Source organism: Cupriavidus sp. FW305-3-2-15-C-LB2 (genome assembly GCF_058787575.1).
In genome coordinates this window covers 1873-18660 of the sequence record NZ_JBYSZW010000032.1, presented here as the reverse complement: position 1 = coordinate 18660, position 16788 = coordinate 1873, and the positions used below count along the sequence as shown (strand labels likewise).

The 16788-nt window shown below is 69.8% G+C and carries 15 protein-coding genes; all 15 read left to right on the top strand.

What is annotated here, in order from left to right:
* The first annotated feature begins 3 nt into the window (after window positions 1-3).
* Entirely contained in the window at window positions 4-795 is a 792-nt protein-coding gene (locus tag AC3WRR_RS21785; RefSeq protein WP_010813977.1) for an enoyl-CoA hydratase family protein, read from the top strand.
* On the top strand, window positions 785-1951 hold the full coding sequence (locus AC3WRR_RS21780; RefSeq protein WP_010813976.1) for an acyl-CoA dehydrogenase family protein: 1167 nt from the start codon (window positions 785-787) through the stop codon (window positions 1949-1951). The genes AC3WRR_RS21785 and AC3WRR_RS21780 overlap by 11 nt, the downstream gene beginning before the upstream one ends.
* A gap of 20 nt (window positions 1952-1971) precedes the next feature.
* Window positions 1972-3039, top strand: a complete 1068-nt coding sequence (locus AC3WRR_RS21775) for an acyl-CoA dehydrogenase family protein (RefSeq protein ID WP_492298125.1) — start codon at window positions 1972-1974, stop codon at window positions 3037-3039.
* Between the two features lie 20 nt (window positions 3040-3059).
* Window positions 3060-4211 (top strand): acetyl-CoA C-acetyltransferase, encoded by a 1152-nt coding sequence (locus AC3WRR_RS21770; protein WP_011616736.1) that lies wholly within the window; start codon window positions 3060-3062, stop codon window positions 4209-4211.
* A gap of 10 nt (window positions 4212-4221) precedes the next feature.
* The gene (locus tag AC3WRR_RS21765) at window positions 4222-5106 is read left to right on the top strand and encodes an SDR family oxidoreductase (protein WP_058697827.1); all 885 of its coding nucleotides are present in this window, start codon (window positions 4222-4224) and stop codon (window positions 5104-5106) included.
* A gap of 11 nt (window positions 5107-5117) precedes the next feature.
* Window positions 5118-6281, top strand: coding sequence for an acyl-CoA dehydrogenase family protein (locus tag AC3WRR_RS21760; protein ID WP_492298123.1), 1164 nt, complete (start codon window positions 5118-5120; stop codon window positions 6279-6281).
* Window positions 6278-7480 carry an acyl-CoA dehydrogenase family protein gene (locus AC3WRR_RS21755; RefSeq protein ID WP_010813971.1) on the top strand — a complete coding sequence of 401 codons (1203 nt, stop codon included), beginning with the start codon at window positions 6278-6280 and terminating at the stop codon, window positions 7478-7480. The genes AC3WRR_RS21760 and AC3WRR_RS21755 overlap by 4 nt, the downstream gene beginning before the upstream one ends.
* Window positions 7477-8280 (top strand): SDR family oxidoreductase, encoded by an 804-nt coding sequence (locus AC3WRR_RS21750; protein WP_010813970.1) that lies wholly within the window; start codon window positions 7477-7479, stop codon window positions 8278-8280. The genes AC3WRR_RS21755 and AC3WRR_RS21750 overlap by 4 nt, the downstream gene beginning before the upstream one ends.
* Before the next feature lie 40 nt (window positions 8281-8320).
* On the top strand, window positions 8321-8776 hold the full coding sequence (locus tag AC3WRR_RS21745) for a MaoC family dehydratase (protein ID WP_454750736.1): 456 nt from the start codon (window positions 8321-8323) through the stop codon (window positions 8774-8776).
* A gap of 13 nt (window positions 8777-8789) precedes the next feature.
* Window positions 8790-9992, top strand: a complete 1203-nt coding sequence (locus tag AC3WRR_RS21740; protein ID WP_492298121.1) for an acetyl-CoA C-acyltransferase — start codon at window positions 8790-8792, stop codon at window positions 9990-9992.
* Window positions 9993-10062: 70 nt separating this feature from the next.
* Window positions 10063-11028: a WD40/YVTN/BNR-like repeat-containing protein gene (locus AC3WRR_RS21735; RefSeq protein WP_492298119.1), complete on the top strand. Its 966-nt coding sequence runs from the start codon at window positions 10063-10065 to the stop codon at window positions 11026-11028.
* Window positions 11029-11056: 28 nt separating this feature from the next.
* Window positions 11057-13498: an efflux RND transporter permease subunit gene (locus AC3WRR_RS21730; protein ID WP_492298117.1), complete on the top strand. Its 2442-nt coding sequence runs from the start codon at window positions 11057-11059 to the stop codon at window positions 13496-13498.
* A gap of 71 nt (window positions 13499-13569) precedes the next feature.
* Window positions 13570-14763 (top strand): NADH:flavin oxidoreductase, encoded by a 1194-nt coding sequence (locus AC3WRR_RS21725; RefSeq protein WP_492298163.1) that lies wholly within the window; start codon window positions 13570-13572, stop codon window positions 14761-14763.
* A gap of 75 nt (window positions 14764-14838) precedes the next feature.
* Complete coding sequence (locus AC3WRR_RS21720; protein WP_058697835.1) at window positions 14839-15939, top strand: 3-ketosteroid-9-alpha-monooxygenase, oxygenase component; 1101 nt, start codon at window positions 14839-14841, stop codon at window positions 15937-15939.
* 26 nt (window positions 15940-15965) lie between these two features.
* Window positions 15966-16757 carry an SDR family oxidoreductase gene (locus AC3WRR_RS21715; RefSeq protein WP_439672494.1) on the top strand — a complete coding sequence of 264 codons (792 nt, stop codon included), beginning with the start codon at window positions 15966-15968 and terminating at the stop codon, window positions 16755-16757.
* Window positions 16758-16788 lie beyond the last annotated feature (31 nt).

The window sequence follows — 16788 nt, the reverse complement described above, 5'->3', positions numbered from 1 at the left end:
ACCATGCAAACGAACAAAAAGACCGGGCCGTTCCGCATCGACACCGCCGACGGCATCGCCGAACTGGTGATCGACCATGCGCCAGTCAATGCGCTCGACTGCGCCGGCTGGCATGCGCTGGCCGCCGCGATCGACCAGCTGGGCACCGATCCCGCCGTGCGCGTGATCGTGCTGCGCGGCGAAGGCCGCGGCTTCTGCGCCGGCGTCGACATCAAGGAGCTGGCCGCGCACCCGCAGCGCATCGTCGATGTCAACGCCGGTAACTACGCCACCTTCCGCGCCGTGCACCGCAATCCCAAGCCGGTCATCGTGGCCGTGCACGGCTTCGTGCTGGGCGGCGGCATCGGCATCTGCGGCGCGGCCGACATCATCGTGGCCGCAGATTGTGCGCGCTTTGGCGTGCCGGAGATCGACCGCGGCGCCATGGGCGGCGGCGCCCACCTGCAGCGCATGTTCGGCGTGCAGAAGGTCAGGGCGATGTACTTCACCGGCGAGATGATCGATGCCGCCGAGGCGTACCGGCTGGGCGCGGTCGAGCGCGTGGTGCCGCGCGCAGAGTTGCGCGAGGCCGCCATGACGCTGGCCCGCCAGATCGCCGCCAAGAGCCCGGCCATGCTGCAGCTGGCCAAGGAGGCGCTCAACGGCGTGGAAGACGGCAACTTGGAGGACAAATACCGCTGGGAACAGGGCTTCACGCTGCAGGCCTACATGAGCGCCGATTCCGGCGAGGCGCGCGCCGCCTTTGTCGAAGGCCGCGAAGCCCGCTTTGCGCAGGGAGAGCGCGATGCAGCTTGAATACACCGACGCCCAGCGCGCCTTCCGCGCCGAGGTGCGCGACTGGATGGCCGCGCACGTGCCGCGCACGCCGCTGGCGAGCTTCGATACCGAAGCGGGCTTCGCCCAGCACCGCGCGTGGGAGGCCACGCTCAACCAGGGCCGCTGGAGCATGGTCACGTGGCCGGCCGAGCTGGGCGGGCGCGGCTGCGACCTGATCGAGTGGCTGATCTTCGAGGAGGAGTACTGGCGTGCCGGCGCGCCGATGCGCGTCAACCAGAACGGCATCTTCCTGCTCGGGCCCACGCTGATGGAATTCGGCACCGAGGCGCAGAAGGCGCGCTTCCTGCCGCGCATGGCCTCGGGCGAGCATGTCTGGGCGCAGGGCTGGTCCGAGCCGAGCGCAGGCTCGGACATGGCCGCGATCCGCTGCAGCGCGATCCGGCAGGGCGATGACTATGTGATCAACGGCCAGAAGATCTGGTCGACGCGGGCGGTGTGGGCGGACTGGCTGTTCGGCCTGTTCCGCACCGACCCGGCCTCGACCCGACACCATGGCCTGACCTTCATCCTGATGCCGCTGGACACGCCCGGCATCACCGTGCGCCCGATCCGCCAGCTCAACGGCCAGACCGGCTTTGCCGAGATCTTCTTCGACGACGTGCGCGTGCCGGTGGAAAACCGCCTGGCCGCAGAAGGCGCCGGCTGGCAGGTGGCCATGGCCACCGCCGGCTTCGAACGCGGCCTGATGCTGCGCTCGCCGGCGCGCTTCCAGGAAACCGCGCGCGCGCTGGTCAGGCTGTACCAGGCCAACCGCGAGGCGGCGGACCGCGACCCGTCGCTGCGCGAGGCGGTGCTGCGCGCCTGGATGGACGCCGAGGCCTACACGCTCTCCACCTACGCCACCGCGAGCCGCCTGGTACGCGGCGGCCATATCGGCGCGGAGTCGAGCACGAACAAGGTGTTCTGGTCCGAGCTGGACATCCATATGCACGATACCGCGCTGGCCATCCTGGGGCAGTCCGCAGAGGTCGCGCCCGACGGCCAGCCGCCGGGTTCGCTCGGCCACTGGCTGGATGGCTTCCTGTTCTCGCAGGCCGGGCCGATCTATGCCGGCACCAACGAGATCCAGCGCAATATCGTCGCCGAGCGCCTGCTCGGCATGCCGCGCGCATGACGGCACCCGGGGAAAACACCATGGATTTCGCATTGACCGAAGAGCAGGAGCAGTTTGCCGAGGCGATCCGGCGCTTCCTGATGACCGAGATGACGCCCGAACTGACGCGCGAGCTGTGGGCCACCGAGTCTGGCCGCTCCGACGCGCTGTGGCGCCAGCTTGCCAACCAGGGCCTGACCGCGGTGATGGTGCCGCAGGAGCAGGGCGGACTGGGGCTGGGCGAGGTCGAATGGGCGCCGCTGGCGCAGGCCTGCGGCTACTTTGCGCTGCCCGAGCCTTTGCTGGACACTGCGCTGGTCGCGGCCGGGCTGCTGCGCGATGCGCTCGCGGCGGCGCCGAACGCCTCGGCGCACGAACGCTGCGCCACGCTGCTGGAGCGCATCGCCGCCGGCGATGCCCGCGTGGCGGTGGCGCATCCGCAAGAGCGGCTGGTGGCCGACGCCCATGTCGCCGACGCGATCCTGTGCGCGCACGAAGGTGCCGTGCACCTGCTGCGGCCCGACCAGGCCGTGCTGACGGCGCGCACCGGGCTCGATCCTTCGCGCCGCCTGTTCGAGCTGGCGTGGACGCCGGCCGCGGAGTCCGAACTGATCCCGTCCGGTAGTGGCCTGTGGAGCAGCGCGCTGAACCGCGGCGCGCTTGGCGTGGCCGCGCAGCAGCTGGGCCTGACCCAGCGCATGCTGGACCTGGCGATCGACTACAGCGCGCAGCGCAAGCAGTTCGGCAAGGCCATCGGCGCCTACCAGGCGGTCAAGCACCTGCTGGCCGACGTGGCGATCCAGCTCGAGTTCGCCCGGCCGGTGCTGCTGCGCGCCGCGGCCGCGCTGGCGCACGGCCTGCCCGATGCAGGCCTGCATGTCTCGCACGCCCGCGTGGCCGCCGCGCGCTGCGCGTGGAGCGCGGCGCGCCAGGCGATCCAGGTGCATGGCGCAATGGGCTACACCTGGGAGCTGGACCTGCAGATCTTCACCAAGCGGGCCTGGGCCCTGGCGGGAAGCTGGGGCGACTGTGCCTTCCACAAGGCGCGCATGGGCGCGCACATCCTTGACGGCGCGCATGAGATCGGCGCCGGCGCCACCTTCGCCTGAATCCAAAGAGAACCAAGACCATGAAAGACGCCTATATCGTTGATGCCCTGCGCACGCCCACCGGGCGCCGCAAGGGCGGACTGTCGCACATGCACGGCGCCGACCTGGGCGGCTTCGTGCTGGCCGAGCTGGTGCGCCGCAACGGCATTCCCGCGGAGGACTATGACGACGTGGTGTTCGGCTGCGTCGACACCATCGGCCCGCTGGCCGGCAATATCGCCCGCAGCGCGTGGCTGGCAGCCGGCCTGCCGCTGACGGTGCCGGGCGTGACCGTGGACCGCCAGTGCGGCTCGTCGCAGCAGGCCGTGCACTTTGCCGCGCAGGCAGTGATGAGCGGCACGCAGGACGTGGTGATCGCCGGCGGCGTGCAGACCATGACCCAGATCCCGATCTCGTCGGCCATGCTGGCCGGGCAGGCACTGGGCTTTGCCGACCCGTTCTCGGGCAGCAAGGGCTGGCAGACGCGCTTTGGCGATGCGCCGGTGTCGCAGTTCCATGCCGCGCAGCGCATTGCCGATCACTGGAAGCTGTCGCGCGAGGCCATGGAAGCCTACGCGCTGGCAAGCCATCAGCGCGCCGCCGCGGCCATCGAAGGCGGCCGCTTTGCGCGCGAGATCGTGCCGTGCGCAGGCGTGAAGCATGACGAGACCCCGCGCCCCGATACCACGCTGGCCAGGATGGCTGCGCTGGAACCGCTGATGCCCGGCAGTTCGCTGACTGCGGCTGTGTCCAGCCAGACCGCCGATGCCGCCGCCGCGCTGCTGATCGTCTCGGAAGACGCGCTCAAGCGCTACCAGCTCAAGCCGCGTGCGCGCATCGCGCATATGAGCGTGCTGGGCGACGACCCGCTGTGGATGCTGACCGCGCCGATCCCTGCAACCAGACGCGCACTGGAGCGCAGCGGCCTGCGCCTGGCTGACATCGACGTGGTCGAGATCAATGAAGCGTTCGCCTCGGTGGCGATGGCATGGCTGGCCGAAACCGGCTACGCGGCCGAGCGCACCAACCCCAACGGCGGCGCCATCGCACTGGGCCACCCGCTGGGCGCCACCGGCGCGCGCCTGATGACCACGCTGCTGCATGAGCTGGAACGCACCCGCGGGCGCTACGGCCTGCAGACCATGTGCGAAGGCGGTGGCCTGGCCAACGTCACCATCATCGAACGCCTGTAAGGAGACCGCCATGGGAATCTGCGACGCACGCACCGTCATCATCACCGGCGCCGGCGGCGGGCTGGGCCGTGCCTATGCGCTGGCCTTCGCCGCCGAGGGCGCCAACGTGGTCGTCAACGACATCCGGCGCGAGGCGGCCGAGGCCGTCTGCGCGGAGATCCGTGCGGCCGGCGCGAAGGCAAACGCGGCGCTGGCCAGCGCTGACGACATCACGCAGCTGGCCACCGCGCAGCGCATCGTCGATGCCGCGGTCGAGGCCTTCGGCGAGGTCCACGTGCTGGTCAACAACGCCGGCATCTGCCGCGACCGCATGTTTGTCAGCCTGACCGAAGCGGACTGGGACGACGTCATGCGCGTGCACCTGCGCGGCCACTTCTGCCTGGCCAACCTGCTCGCCAAACGGTGGCGCGATGCCGCCAAGGCCGGCCGCGCCGTCGACGCGCGCATTATCAACACCAGCTCCGGCGCGGGCCTGCAGGGTTCTGTCGGGCAGTCCAACTACGCCGCCGCCAAGGCCGGCATTGCCGCGCTCACGCTGGTGCAGGCCGCCGAGCTCGGCCGCTATGGCATCACCGCCAATGCGCTGGCGCCGGCGGCGCGCACCGGCATGACCGAAGACGTGTTCGCCGACATGATGCGGGCGCCGGCCGACGGCTTCGACTACTACGACCCGGCCAACGTCGCGCCGCTGGTGGTGTGGCTGGGCAGCGCCGCCTCCGCGCAGGTCAACGGGCGCATGTTCGAGGCGGCCGGCGGCATGGTTTCCGTGGCCGACGGCTGGCGTACCGGACCCAGGACCGACAAGGGATCGCGCTGGCAGCCGGCCGAACTGGGCGCAGCCGTGGCGGAACTGCTGGCGCAGGCGCAGCCGCCCCAGCCGGTCTACGGCAGCTGAGCGCGACGGCCATGGACTTCTCCCTTAGCCTCGAACAGCAGATGGTACGCGACAGCGCGCGCGACTACCTCGCCGCGCACAGCGATTCGGCGGCGGTGCGGCGCGTGACCGAGGCGGGTGCCGCGCACGACGAAGCGCTGTGGCACGCGGTCGCGGGCGAACTCGGCTGGTGCGGCATCGCACTGCCCGAAGCCGTGGGCGGCGCCGGCCTGGGGGCGCCCGGGCTGGTGCTGCTGCAGGAACAACTGGGCCAGCGCCTGGCCTGCGTGCCGTTCTGGTCCGCCGTGTGCGTGGCCGCGCCCTGGCTTCAGGCCAGCCTGGGCCCGCGCGGCAGCGCGCATTGGCTGGAACGGCTGGCGTGTGGCGAGCTGCGTGCCGCCGCGGTGTTGCCGGACGATGGCGGCTGGCAGTACGACGGCGTCGCCATTGGCGCGCAGGCGGGCGCGGATGGCTTCGTGCTGCGCGGCTGCGCCGCCCAGGTGGCCGATGCCGCCGGCGCCGACTGGCTGCTGGTGCCGGCCCGGCTCGAAGACGGCGTGCCTGCGCTGTTCCTGCTGGAGCCAGCAGCACTGGCACAGGATGCGCGAATCATGCTGGCGCCGCTCGATACGCTGGACCGCACGCGGCCGCAGGCCGCGCTGCGGCTGGACGGGCTGCCCGTGCCCGCCAGCGCCTGCCTGGCGCGCGCGGACGCGGCGGCGTTTGGCCTGGCCCAGGCCTGGTGGCACGGCAAGCTGATGCTGGCGGCGGAGCAGCTTGGCGCGGCCCAGCAATGCCTGGACCTGACCGTAGCTTATGCCTCGGAACGGATCCAGTTCGGGCGCGCCATCGCCTCGTTCCAGGCGGTCAAGCACCGCTGCGCGCAGATGATGGTGCTGGTCGAGGCGGCGCGCTCGGCGGTGTATGGCGCGGCGCAGGCGTGGGAAACGGGCGAGGTGGCCGATGGTACCGGCATCCGCCTCGACATCGCCGCCGCATCCGTGGCAGCCGACGATGCCCTGCGCTTCTGCGCGCAGGAGGCCATCCAGTTGCATGGCGGTGTCGGCTTCACCTGGGAATACGACCCCCAGCTCTATTTCAAGCGCGCGCAGGCCGCCAGCCACTGGCTGGGCGGTGCCGGCGCGGCGCTGGCGTATCTCGCAGCAAATGGCCCGCACGCGTGGAGGACAGCATGACAGCGAATCAAGAGGCGGCATTCCGCGCCGAAGTCGCGCAGTGGATGGCCGCCAACCTGGCCGGCGAGTTCGCCTGCCTGAAGCACCGCGGCGGCCCCGGCGACGAAGAGGCCTATCCCGAACTGCGCAAGGCGTGGGAGCGCCGGCTGGCCGAAGGCGGCTGGACCGGCCTGGGCTGGCCGCGCGCGCATGGCGGGCGCGAGCTGCCGGTCATGCAGCAGGTGATCTTCCATGAGGAATACGCGCGGGCAGGGGGGCCGGGCCGCATGGGCCATATCGGCGAGGGGCTGATCGGCCCGACCCTGGTCGCCTTCGGCACCGACGACCAGAAGGCGCGCTTGCTGCCCGGCATCCTGAACGGCACCACGTTCTGGTGCCAGGGGTATTCGGAGCCTGGCGCGGGCTCGGACCTGGCCAATGTGCGCACGCGGGCGGAGCGCGATGCGGCCACCGGCGACTGGCTGGTGAGCGGCCAGAAGGTGTGGACCTCGCTCGCGCACGATTCGGACTGGATCTTCGTGCTGGCGCGCTGCGAGCCCGGCTCGCGCGGCAGCAAGGGCCTGGTCTTCCTGATGCTGCCGCTGGACCAGCCCGGCATCGAGATCCGGCCGATTCGCCAGATGGGCGGCGGCGCCGAATTCAACGAGGTGTTCTTCGACGGCGCACGTGCCGCCGCCGCCGATGTGCTGGGCGCGCCCGGCGATGGCTGGCGCATCGCCATGGCGCTGCTGGGCTTCGAGCGCGGCATCTCCACGCTGGGCCAGCAGATGCAGTTCACGCATGAACTGGAATGGGTGGCGCAGGCCGCGCGCGACAACGGCAGCAGCCGCGACGCGCTGGTGCGCCAGCGCATCGCGCGCGCCTGGGCCGGCCTGCGCGTGATGCGCGCCAATGCGCTGCGCATGCTGGCGGGCGCGGCGCAGGCGGGCCAGGACGGCGGCACCGCGCTGCAGCGCGACGCGCTGATCTACAAGTACTACTGGTCCAACTGGCACCGAGACCTGGGCCAGCTGGCGCTGGACGTGCTGGGTCCGCTGGCCAATGTGCTGGACGCCGGCGACACGCGCCGCACGCGGCTGCAGCAGATGGCGCTGTTCTCGCGCGCCGACACCATCTACGCCGGCACCAACGAAATCCAGCTCAACATCATCGCCGAACGCGGCCTCGGCATGCCGCGCGAAGCACGAGGACAGTCATGACCCTGAACACCGAAATCCCCAGCGCCCCGGCCTATGTGCCTGGCCATCAGTTGCTCGCCGGCAAGAGTGTGCTCATCACCGCCGCGGCGGGCGCCGGCATCGGCTTTGCCGCCGCGCGCCGCTGCGCCGAGGAGGGCTGCCGCGCGCTGATGATCTCCGACGTCCATGAGAAGCGGCTGGCAGACGCGGTCGAGCGCTTGCGCGCGGAAACCGGCCTGCAGGCGATCCATGGCCAGCTTTGCGATGTATCGGATGAAGCGCAGGTGCGCGCACTTGTGGCCGCCGCCGAAGAAGCCTTGGGCGGAACCGACGTGCTGATCAACAACGCCGGCCTGGGCGGCTCGCGCCGCCTAGTTGATATGGACGATGCCGAGTGGTCGCGCGTGATCGATATTTCCCTCACGGGCACCTTCCGCATGACGCGAGCGATGTTGCCGCACATGCAGGCGCGCCGGCGCGGCGCCATCGTCAACAACGCCTCGGTGCTGGGCTGGCGTGCGCAGAAGGAGCAGTCGCACTACGCCGCGGCCAAGGCCGGGGTGATGGCGCTGACGCGCTGCAGCGCGATGGAAGCCGCCGAATTTGGCGTGCGCATCAATGCGGTGGCGCCCAGCATCGCGCTGCATGACTTCCTGAAGAAGTCGGCGCCGGCCGACCTGCTGCGCCAGCTCAGCGAGCGCGAAGCGTTCGGGCGCGCGGCCGAGGTGTGGGAGGTGGCCAATGTGATGGTATTCCTGGCCAGCGACTATGCCTCGTACATGACGGGCGAGGTGCTGCCGGTGAGCAGCCAGCGGGCTTGAAGGGAAACAGTTGGGACCGGGAACAACGCAGGAACCAGACATGCCAAGAATCTTCCGTTCTGCCGAAGACATCCACGCCGCCGTCGGCCAGCGCCTCGGCGAGAGCGCCTGGACCCAGATCACCCAGGAACAGGTCAACCAGTTCGCCAATGCCACCGGCGACCACCAGTGGCTGCACGTGGACCCGGAGCGCGCCGCGCAGGGCCCATACGGCGCCTGCATCGCGCACGGCTACCTGACGCTGGCGCTGGTCAACCAGTTCCTGCCGGAGCTGGTCACGGTCGAAGGCATGAAGTGGGGCGTCAACTACGGCTGCGACAAGGTGCGCTTCCCGGCGCCGGTGCGCGTGGGCGCGCGCGTGCGCGGGGCGGGGGAACTGGTGCGGGCCGAGACCTTGCAGGGCGGCGTGCAGTCGGTGGTGCGCATGACCGTGGAAATCGAAGGCGGAGACAAGCCGGCCTGCGTGGCCGAGACCATCAGCCGCTATTACTTCTGAACAGGAATCCAGAATGAAAGAAGCAGTCATTGTCGCCGTCGCGCGCACACCGATCGGCAAGGCCTTCCGCGGTGCCTTCAACGACACCGAGGCCCCGGTGCTGGGCGGCCACGTGGTGCGCGCGGTGGTGGAGCGCGCCGGCGTGGATCCGTCCGAGGTGGAAGATGTGCTGATCGGCGCGGCCGCGCAGCAGGGCACCCAGGGCTACAACCTGGGCCGCCTGTGCGCGGTGGCGGCCGGCCTGCCGGCCAGCGTGCCCGGCATGACCATGGACCGTATGTGCGGCTCGGGCCTGATGACGATCGCTGCGGGCGCCCGCGCGATCCAGTGCGGCGAGGCCGACATCATCGTCGCCGGCGGCGCGGAATCTATCTCGCTGACGCAGACCAGGCACAAGAACAGCTACCGCGCCCAGTCCGAAGCGGTGCTGGCGCGGCAGCCGGCAGCCTATATGGCAATGATCGAGACCGCCGAGGTGGTGGCGCGCCGCTATGGCATCAGCCGCGCCGAGCAGGACGCCTACGCCTGGCGCAGCCAGCAGCGCACCGCCGAGGCGCAGCGGCGCGGTGCCTTCGATGACGAGATCGTGCCGCTGGAAACGCGCCGCGCGCTGTTCGACAAGGCCGGCACGCTGACCGGCCACGAGACCGTTCGGCTTGCGCACGACGAGTGCAACCGGCCCGATACCACGGCCAGTAGCCTGGAGGCGCTGAAGCCGGTCTGGAGCGGCGGCCAGGCGGTGGCCGCCGGCGAGCACATCACTGCCGGCAATGCCTCGCAGTTGTCGGACGGCGCCGCCGCGGTGCTGATGATGAGCGCCGACGAGGCCCGCCGGCGCGGCCTGCGCCCGCTGGGCCGCTACCGCGGCATGGCGGTGGCGGGCTGCGCGCCGGACGAGATGGGGATCGGCCCGGTATTCGCCGTACCCAGGCTGCTCGCGCGCCATGGCATGACGGTGGCCGACGTGGGCCTGTGGGAGCTGAACGAGGCCTTTGCCTGCCAGGTGCTGTACTGCCAGCAGAAGCTGGGCATCCCGGATGCGCGCCTGAATGTCAACGGCGGCGCGATCTCGATCGGCCATCCGTTCGGCATGTCGGGTGCGCGCATGACCGCGCATGCATTGATTGAAGGCCGGCGCCGCGGCGTGCAGCAGGCAGTGGTGACCATGTGCATCGGTGGCGGCATGGGTGCCGCCGCGCTGTTCGACGTTCTGTAATCACAAGCAGCCCCTGCAGGGACGGCCCGCAACGAGGCCGCCTGCCATTACTCCAACCGGAGGAGACATCATGAAACGACTGATCGGCGTCGCCATGTCGCTGGCCGTGCTGGCCACCGCGGTATGGGCCTTCGCGCCGCGCCCGCTGCCGCCGTTCGCGGCCACGACGCTGCGCCCGGACGGCCTGCAGGTCAACGGCATCGCGCGCGCCGGCGAGCGCCTGGTGGCAGTGGGCGAGCGCGGCCAGATCCTGTTCAGCGACGACCAGGGCGGCAACTGGCGCACGGCCGTGGTGGATCATCCGCAAGGCGCCGCGCTGACCCAGGTGGCCTTTGCCGACAGCCGCCACGGCATGGCGGTCGGGCACAGCGGCTGGATCTTGCGCACGGAAGATGGCGGTGCGCACTGGCAGCAGGTGGCGTTCGACGCGAGCTCATCCGATCCGCTGCTCGGCGCCTGGGCCCAGGCGGGCGGCCCGTGGTTCGCGGTCGGCAGCTTTGGCCGCTTCCTGGTCTCGCACGACCAGGGCAGGCACTGGGAGCCGGCCGCAGACAAGGCCATGCAGGACCGCCACCTCAACGGCATTGCCGGCGACGGGCAGGGGCGCCTGATGCTGGTCGGCGAAACCGGCCTGGTGCTGCGCTCGCCCGACGGCGGCAGCCGCTGGGAGGTGGTGAAGTCCCCCTACGAGGGATCGCTGTACGGCGTGCAGCCGCTGCGCGATGGCGCCTGGCTGGCCTTCGGCATGCGCGGCAACGCCTTGCGCAGCGAGGACTTCGGCGCCACCTGGCAGGCCGCGGACACTGGCCTCAAGACCTCGTTCTTCGGCGGCGTCGAGCTGCCCGATGGGCGCATCGTGCTGGCCGGGCAGGGTGGCACGATGGTGATGTCCGCCGACGGCGGGCGCCACTTCACCGCCCTGCCCGCCGGCAGCCCGCAGACCCTGGCCGCGCTGGCCCCTGCCGGCAAGGACAAGCTGGCGCTGGGCGGCAATGGCGGCCTTGCCGGCGCCACGCTCGCCGCCAACCCCCGCTGACCCTGGCTTACCGAATGCGAGAACGATCATGACCCGCCCCCATTCCTCCGGCCGCCTGGGCCGCCTTGTCGATGCCTGCGCCAGCCTGCTGATGCACCGGCGCCGCCTGCTGCTGGTGCTGTGCCTGGCCGTGACCGTGGCGCTGGGCGCCTCGGCCACGCGGCTGCGGCTCGATCCCGGCTTCAACAAGATGATCCCGCTGCAGCACCCGTTCATGCAGGTGTTCACCAAGTACGCGAGCACCTTTTCCGGTGCCAATACGGTGCTGCTGAGCCTGCGCTGGAAGGGCGACGGCGATATCTACAACGCGGCCTTCATGGACAAGCTGCGCCGCGCCACCGATGACGTGTTCTTCATCCCCGGCGTGGACCGCTCGCGCGTGTTCTCGCTGTTCACGCCCAATGTGCGCTACACCGAGGTGACGGAGGCGGGCTTTCGCGGCGACGTGGTGGTGCCGGGGCGCTTCTCCGGCACGCCGGCCGAGCTCGACAAGGTGCGCCGCAACGTGGCGCGCTCCGGCCAGATCGGCCGCCTGGTCAGCAACGACCTGAGGTCCGCGCTGATCCGCGCGGAATTGCGCGAGACCGATCCGGCCACCGGCAAGACCATCGACTACGGTTCGGTCGCGCGCCAGCTGGAGAAGATCCGCGGGGAATTCAGCGGCACCGACGTCGAGGTCAATATCGTCGGCTTTGCCAAGCTGGTGGGCGATGTGGAAGAGGGCATCGCCGGCGTGATGGGCTTCTTCGCGCTGGCCTTCGCCGTGACCGCGCTGCTGCTGTGGCTGTACACGCGCTCGCTGCGTATCACGCTGCTGTCGCTGGTGGTGGCGCTGCTGCCCGTGGCCTGGCTGCTGGGCCTGCTGCCGCTGCTGGGCTACGGCATCGATCCGATGTCGATCCTGGTGCCGTTCCTGATCTTTTCGATCGGGGTCTCGCACGCGGTGCAGATGACCAATGCCTGGAAGCAAGAGGTGGTGCAGGGACATGGTGCGCTGGACAGCGCCAGCGCGGCCTTCCGCAAGCTGTTCATCCCCGGCACGGTCGCGCTGCTGACCAACGCGCTCGGGTTCATGGTCATCATGCGCATCGAGATCGACATCGTGCGCGAGCTTGGCATCACCGCCTGCCTGGGCGTGCTGCTGATGATCGTGACCAACAAGGTGTTCCTGCCGATCCTGCTGTCGTACACGCGGCTGGAGCCGTCGGCGCTGGCATCGGCGCAGGCCCGGCGCGCGCACGGAACCGGCGGGCTGTGGCAGAAGTTCGGCGCGCTGGCGCGTCCGGGCCCGGCGCTGGGCGTGTTCGTTGCCGCGCTCGCGTTGCTGGCGGCCGGCGCCATCGATTCGCGCGGCCTCAAGATTGGCGATGTCGGCAGCGGCGCACCGGAACTGCGCGCGGATTCGCGCTACAACCGCGACAGCGCCAGCATCGTGAGCCAGTACAACATCGGCTCGGATGCGCTGACCGTGGTGGTGGAACCCACCGGCTTCGACGACGGCTGCCTGCACTACCCGGTGATGAGTGCGGTGGAACGCTTCGAGATGCATATGCGCGGCGTGTCCGGCGTGCAGTCGGTGGTGAGCGTGTCGTCGCTGGCCAAGGTGGTGATCGGCGCCTACAACGAGGGCAACCCGCGCTGGGAGGCGCTGCCGCGCAGCAGCGAGGGCCTGAGCCAGGGCGCCAAGGCCTTCGACCCGGACAACGGCATGAATACCTCGAACTGCCAGGCCATCCAGGTGCTGATCTACACCGCCAACCATGAGGGCGCCACCATCGCCCACATCATCCGCGAGATCCGCCGCTTCACCGCCGCCGACAAGACCCCCAACGTGGCGTTCCGCCTGGGCGGGGGCAATATCGGCGTGATGGCGGCCACCAATGAGGCCGTGGAAGAAGCTGAAGTGACCATGCTGCTGTCGATCTTCGGTGCGATCACGCTGCTATGCCTGCTGACGTTCCGCTCGTGGCGCGCGGTGCTGTGCATCATCGTGCCGCTGACGCTGGTGTCGGTGCTGTGCAATGCGCTGATGGCGCGGCTTGGCATCGGGCTGAAGGTGTCGACGCTGCCGGTCATCACGCTGGGCGTGGGCGTCGGCGTGGACTACGGCATCTACCTGTATGAGCGCATCCAGCACCAGATCCGCGAGGAAGGGCAGGCCCTGCCGCAGGCCTTTGCCGAGGCCATGCGCCAGCGCGGTTCGGCGGCGCTGTTCACGGCGCTGACGATGTGCATCGGGGTGGGCACCTGGGCCTTTGCCGCGCTCAAGTTCCAGGCCGACATGGGTATCCTGCTGGCCTTCATGTTCCTGGTGAACCTGTTCGGCGCGGTGTCGCTGCTGCCGGCGCTGGCTGCGTGGCTGGGGGTGGAGGAAGAAGAGCGTGCGCGCGTGGCCGCCGGTGGTGCCGGTGGCGCCGCGCGCGGCGAGACGGTGCCGCCGGCGCACGCCCTGAAATCCGACGCGGTGTAAGGCCGATGACCCGGAGAGACAGCATGCACGATCACCAGGCTTACGCGGCGGCGGCATTCACACCGGTCCGCATCGGCCCGCTCACGCTGCGCAATCGCATTATCAAGGCCGGCGCCAACGAGGGCATGACGCCGCAGGGCCTGCCGACCGAGGCGCTGGTCAGGCACCACCGCGAGCTTGCCGCGGGCGGCGTGGGCATGACCACGGTGGCGTATGCGGCGGTGGCCGACGACGGCCTGACTTTTTCGCACCAGCTCAGCATGCGCCCGGAGCAGGTTGCGCACCTGCGCGTGCTGACCGATGCCGTGCATCGCGAAGGCGCGGCGGCCTGCCTGCAGATCACCCATGCGGGCTCGTTCACCACCATGCGCCATGGCGGCAGCGGCGCGCCGGGCAGTGCTTCATCCGGACTCAATGCCTTTGGCATGCTGCATGGCGTGTATTTCCAGCGTGCCATGCGCGAGGCGGACATGGCGCGCGTTGCCGGCCAGTTTGCCGCCGCGGCGCGGCTGGCGCGCGAAGCCGGCTTCGACGCGGTGGAAATCCACATGGGGCACGGCTACCTGCTCAACCAGTTCCTGTCGCCGCTGAGCAACCGTCGGCGCGATGCGTTCGGCGGCAGCGTGGAGAACCGCACCCGCTTTCCGGCCGCGGTACTGCGCCAGGTGAAGGACGCGGTCGGCGCCGAGCTGGCGGTCTGCTGCAAGCTGAGCGTCAGCGACGGCGTGCCGGGCGGCAACGAACCCGCGGATTCCGCCGTGACCGCGCGCCTGCTGGAGGCGGAAGGCGCCGACCTGCTGACCCTTAGCGGCGGGCGTAACGTGGAGAGTCCTTGGGCGCTGTTCGGCAGCCCCATGCCCACGGCGCAGATGAAGGCCGCCGCACCGACCGCGGTGGCGCGCTTCGGCATCACCATGCTGGAGAAGCGCACGCCGCGCGCGCTGGCCTTTCGCGAGCTGTACTTCCTGGAGGCGTCGCGCGTGGTGCGGCGGGCGGTGCGCATGCCGCTGGCCTATATCGGCGGCGTCAAGTCGATCGGCAATGTCGCGCAGCTGATGGAAGAGGGCTTCGACTGCATCGCGCTGGCGCGCGCGCTGATCCACGATCCCGCACTGGTCGCCAACTGGCGCAGCGGCGCGGTGGCGCATTCGGCCTGTGACAGCTGCAATGGCTGCGTGGCGCGGATCTACGATCCGGCCGGTGTCAGTTGCGTGCATGGCCCGGGCAATGACCCGGCGCTGACGAAGATTGCCGCGCTGCAGTAGTCCGATGGGACGATGAGCCGCCGGCCAGACGCTCTTATCTTGAAGGTCCCACGGGAATTCAAGGAGACAGACGCCATGACCGCTGACGGCAACCAGACTGGCTACAAGACCGGCTACAAGATCGAATCACGCCCGCTCGAGGCCCGCTACGCGCGCGGCTGGCATTGCCTCGGCCTGGCCGATGGCTACCGCGACGGCGTGCCGCACACGCTGAATATCTTCGGCCGGCGTCTGGCGGCGTTTGCCGACTCGACCGGCGCGATTCGCGTGATCGACGGCTACTGTCCGCACATGGGCGCAGACCTGAGCACCGGCACCGTGCAGGGCGACAACCTGGTCTGCCCGTTCCACGGCTGGCAGTGGGGCGGCGACGGCGGCTGCAAGTCCATTCCCTACTGCAAGCGGGTGCCGCCCAAGGCCCGCGTCGGCGCCTGGGAGACCTGCGAGCAGAACCACCTGCTCTTCATCTGGCACGATCCCGAAGGCCGCCCGGCACCCCCCGAGGTGGCGATTCCGCGCATCGATGCCTGCTTCTCTTCGGATTGGTCGGACTGGGCCATCGACGAGATGCTGATCCGCACCAATTGCCGCGAGCTGGTCGACAATATCTCCGACATGGCGCATTTCGGCACGGTCCATGGCGCGCCGGTGGACTATTTTGCCAACCTGTTCGAAGACCACAAGGCCACGCAGCTGATGATCGGGCGCAGTGCCCGGCTCTCGGGCGATGCGCAGCTGACGGCGCTGTCCACGTACTTCGGGCCTGCATACCACATCACCGAGATGATCGGACAGATGGGCGACCAGCAGATCCACTCGATCCTGCTCAACTGCCATGTGCCGATCGACCTCAACAGCTTCGCGCTGCGCTACGGCGTGCTGGTGAAGAAGATCCCGGGGCTGTCCGAGGAACAGAACCGTGCCATGGCGCAAGCCTATGTGGAGCAGGCCAAACAGGCCTTCTACGAGGACGTGGCGATCTGGGACAGCAAGATCCGCATCGACAACCCGTTGCTGTGCGAAGGCGACGGGCCCCTCTACCAGATGCGTGACTGGTACCAGCAGTTCTACACCGACTTGGAGCAGGTGCGGCCGTCCAGCGTGGCACGGCGCATCTTTGAGCTGAACCCGGGCAATATCGAGCCGCCGGCGCTGCGGCATGTGTTCGAGGCCTGATGGCAACCTCCACGGAACCTCGCACCATGAAAACCGTCGTCATTACCGGAGCCGCGTCCGGTATGGGCGCGGCCGTGCGCCAGCGCATGCTCGCCGACGGCTGCCGGGTCATCGGCATCGACCTGCGCGATGCCGACATCGTTGCCGACCTGTCCAGCCCGCAGGGCCGCGCTGCCGCGATCGACGCCGTACTGTCGCGGTCAGGCGGCCGCATCGACCAGCTGGTCTGCTGCGCCGGCCTGGGCCCGCATGTCGAACCCGCAACGCTGGTGGCATCGGTCAACTACTTCGGCTTGGTAGCACTGCTGGATGGCCTGTTCGAGGCGCTGCGCCAGGGCTCGGATCCGTGCGCCGTGGTGGTGTCGTCCAACTCGGCCACGCTCCAGTCCTGGGAGGGCAGCCCGCTGCGTGATGCCTACCTTGCCGGCGATGAGCCAGGCGTGTGCACGATGGTGGCGGCCGCTGCGGCGGCGGAAGCCACCCGGGACCAGGCTGGCTATATCGCCTATGCCAGTTCCAAGCATGCGGTGGCGGCGGCCGCGCGGCAACGTGCGGCCGCGTGGGGACAGGCCGGCGTGCGCCTCAACGTGGTCGCGCCGGGGGCGGTGGAAACGCCGCTGCTGCAGGCCGGGCTGAAGGATCCGCGCTATGGCGATGCCATTCGCGATTTCCTGCCGCCGCTTGGGCGCCGCGCCCAGCCTGAAGAGGTGGCCGCGCTGATCGCGTTCCTGTGCGGGCCGCACGCTGCCTACATCCATGGCAACGTGGTGTTCATCGACGGCGGCCTGGATGCCGCGCAGCGACCGCTGAACTTCTGATCTCCTGGCCAATGGGGCATCCGCCGCGAGC

Coding starts and splice junctions, on each gene's coding strand:
- AC3WRR_RS21720 (WP_058697835.1), top strand. CDS start 14,839: ATGACCGCTGACGGCAACCAGACTGGCTACAAGACCGGCTACAAGATC.
- AC3WRR_RS21715 (WP_439672494.1), top strand. CDS start 15,966: ATGAAAACCGTCGTCATTACCGGAGCCGCGTCCGGTATGGGCGCGGCC.
- AC3WRR_RS21735 (WP_492298119.1), top strand. CDS start 10,063: ATGAAACGACTGATCGGCGTCGCCATGTCGCTGGCCGTGCTGGCCACC.
- AC3WRR_RS21755 (WP_010813971.1), top strand. CDS start 6,278: ATGACAGCGAATCAAGAGGCGGCATTCCGCGCCGAAGTCGCGCAGTGG.
- AC3WRR_RS21730 (WP_492298117.1), top strand. CDS start 11,057: ATGACCCGCCCCCATTCCTCCGGCCGCCTGGGCCGCCTTGTCGATGCC.
- AC3WRR_RS21765 (WP_058697827.1), top strand. CDS start 4,222: ATGGGAATCTGCGACGCACGCACCGTCATCATCACCGGCGCCGGCGGC.
- AC3WRR_RS21785 (WP_010813977.1), top strand. CDS start 4: ATGCAAACGAACAAAAAGACCGGGCCGTTCCGCATCGACACCGCCGAC.
- AC3WRR_RS21760 (WP_492298123.1), top strand. CDS start 5,118: ATGGACTTCTCCCTTAGCCTCGAACAGCAGATGGTACGCGACAGCGCG.
- AC3WRR_RS21775 (WP_492298125.1), top strand. CDS start 1,972: ATGGATTTCGCATTGACCGAAGAGCAGGAGCAGTTTGCCGAGGCGATC.
- AC3WRR_RS21750 (WP_010813970.1), top strand. CDS start 7,477: ATGACCCTGAACACCGAAATCCCCAGCGCCCCGGCCTATGTGCCTGGC.
- AC3WRR_RS21770 (WP_011616736.1), top strand. CDS start 3,060: ATGAAAGACGCCTATATCGTTGATGCCCTGCGCACGCCCACCGGGCGC.
- AC3WRR_RS21780 (WP_010813976.1), top strand. CDS start 785: ATGCAGCTTGAATACACCGACGCCCAGCGCGCCTTCCGCGCCGAGGTG.
- AC3WRR_RS21745 (WP_454750736.1), top strand. CDS start 8,321: ATGCCAAGAATCTTCCGTTCTGCCGAAGACATCCACGCCGCCGTCGGC.
- AC3WRR_RS21740 (WP_492298121.1), top strand. CDS start 8,790: ATGAAAGAAGCAGTCATTGTCGCCGTCGCGCGCACACCGATCGGCAAG.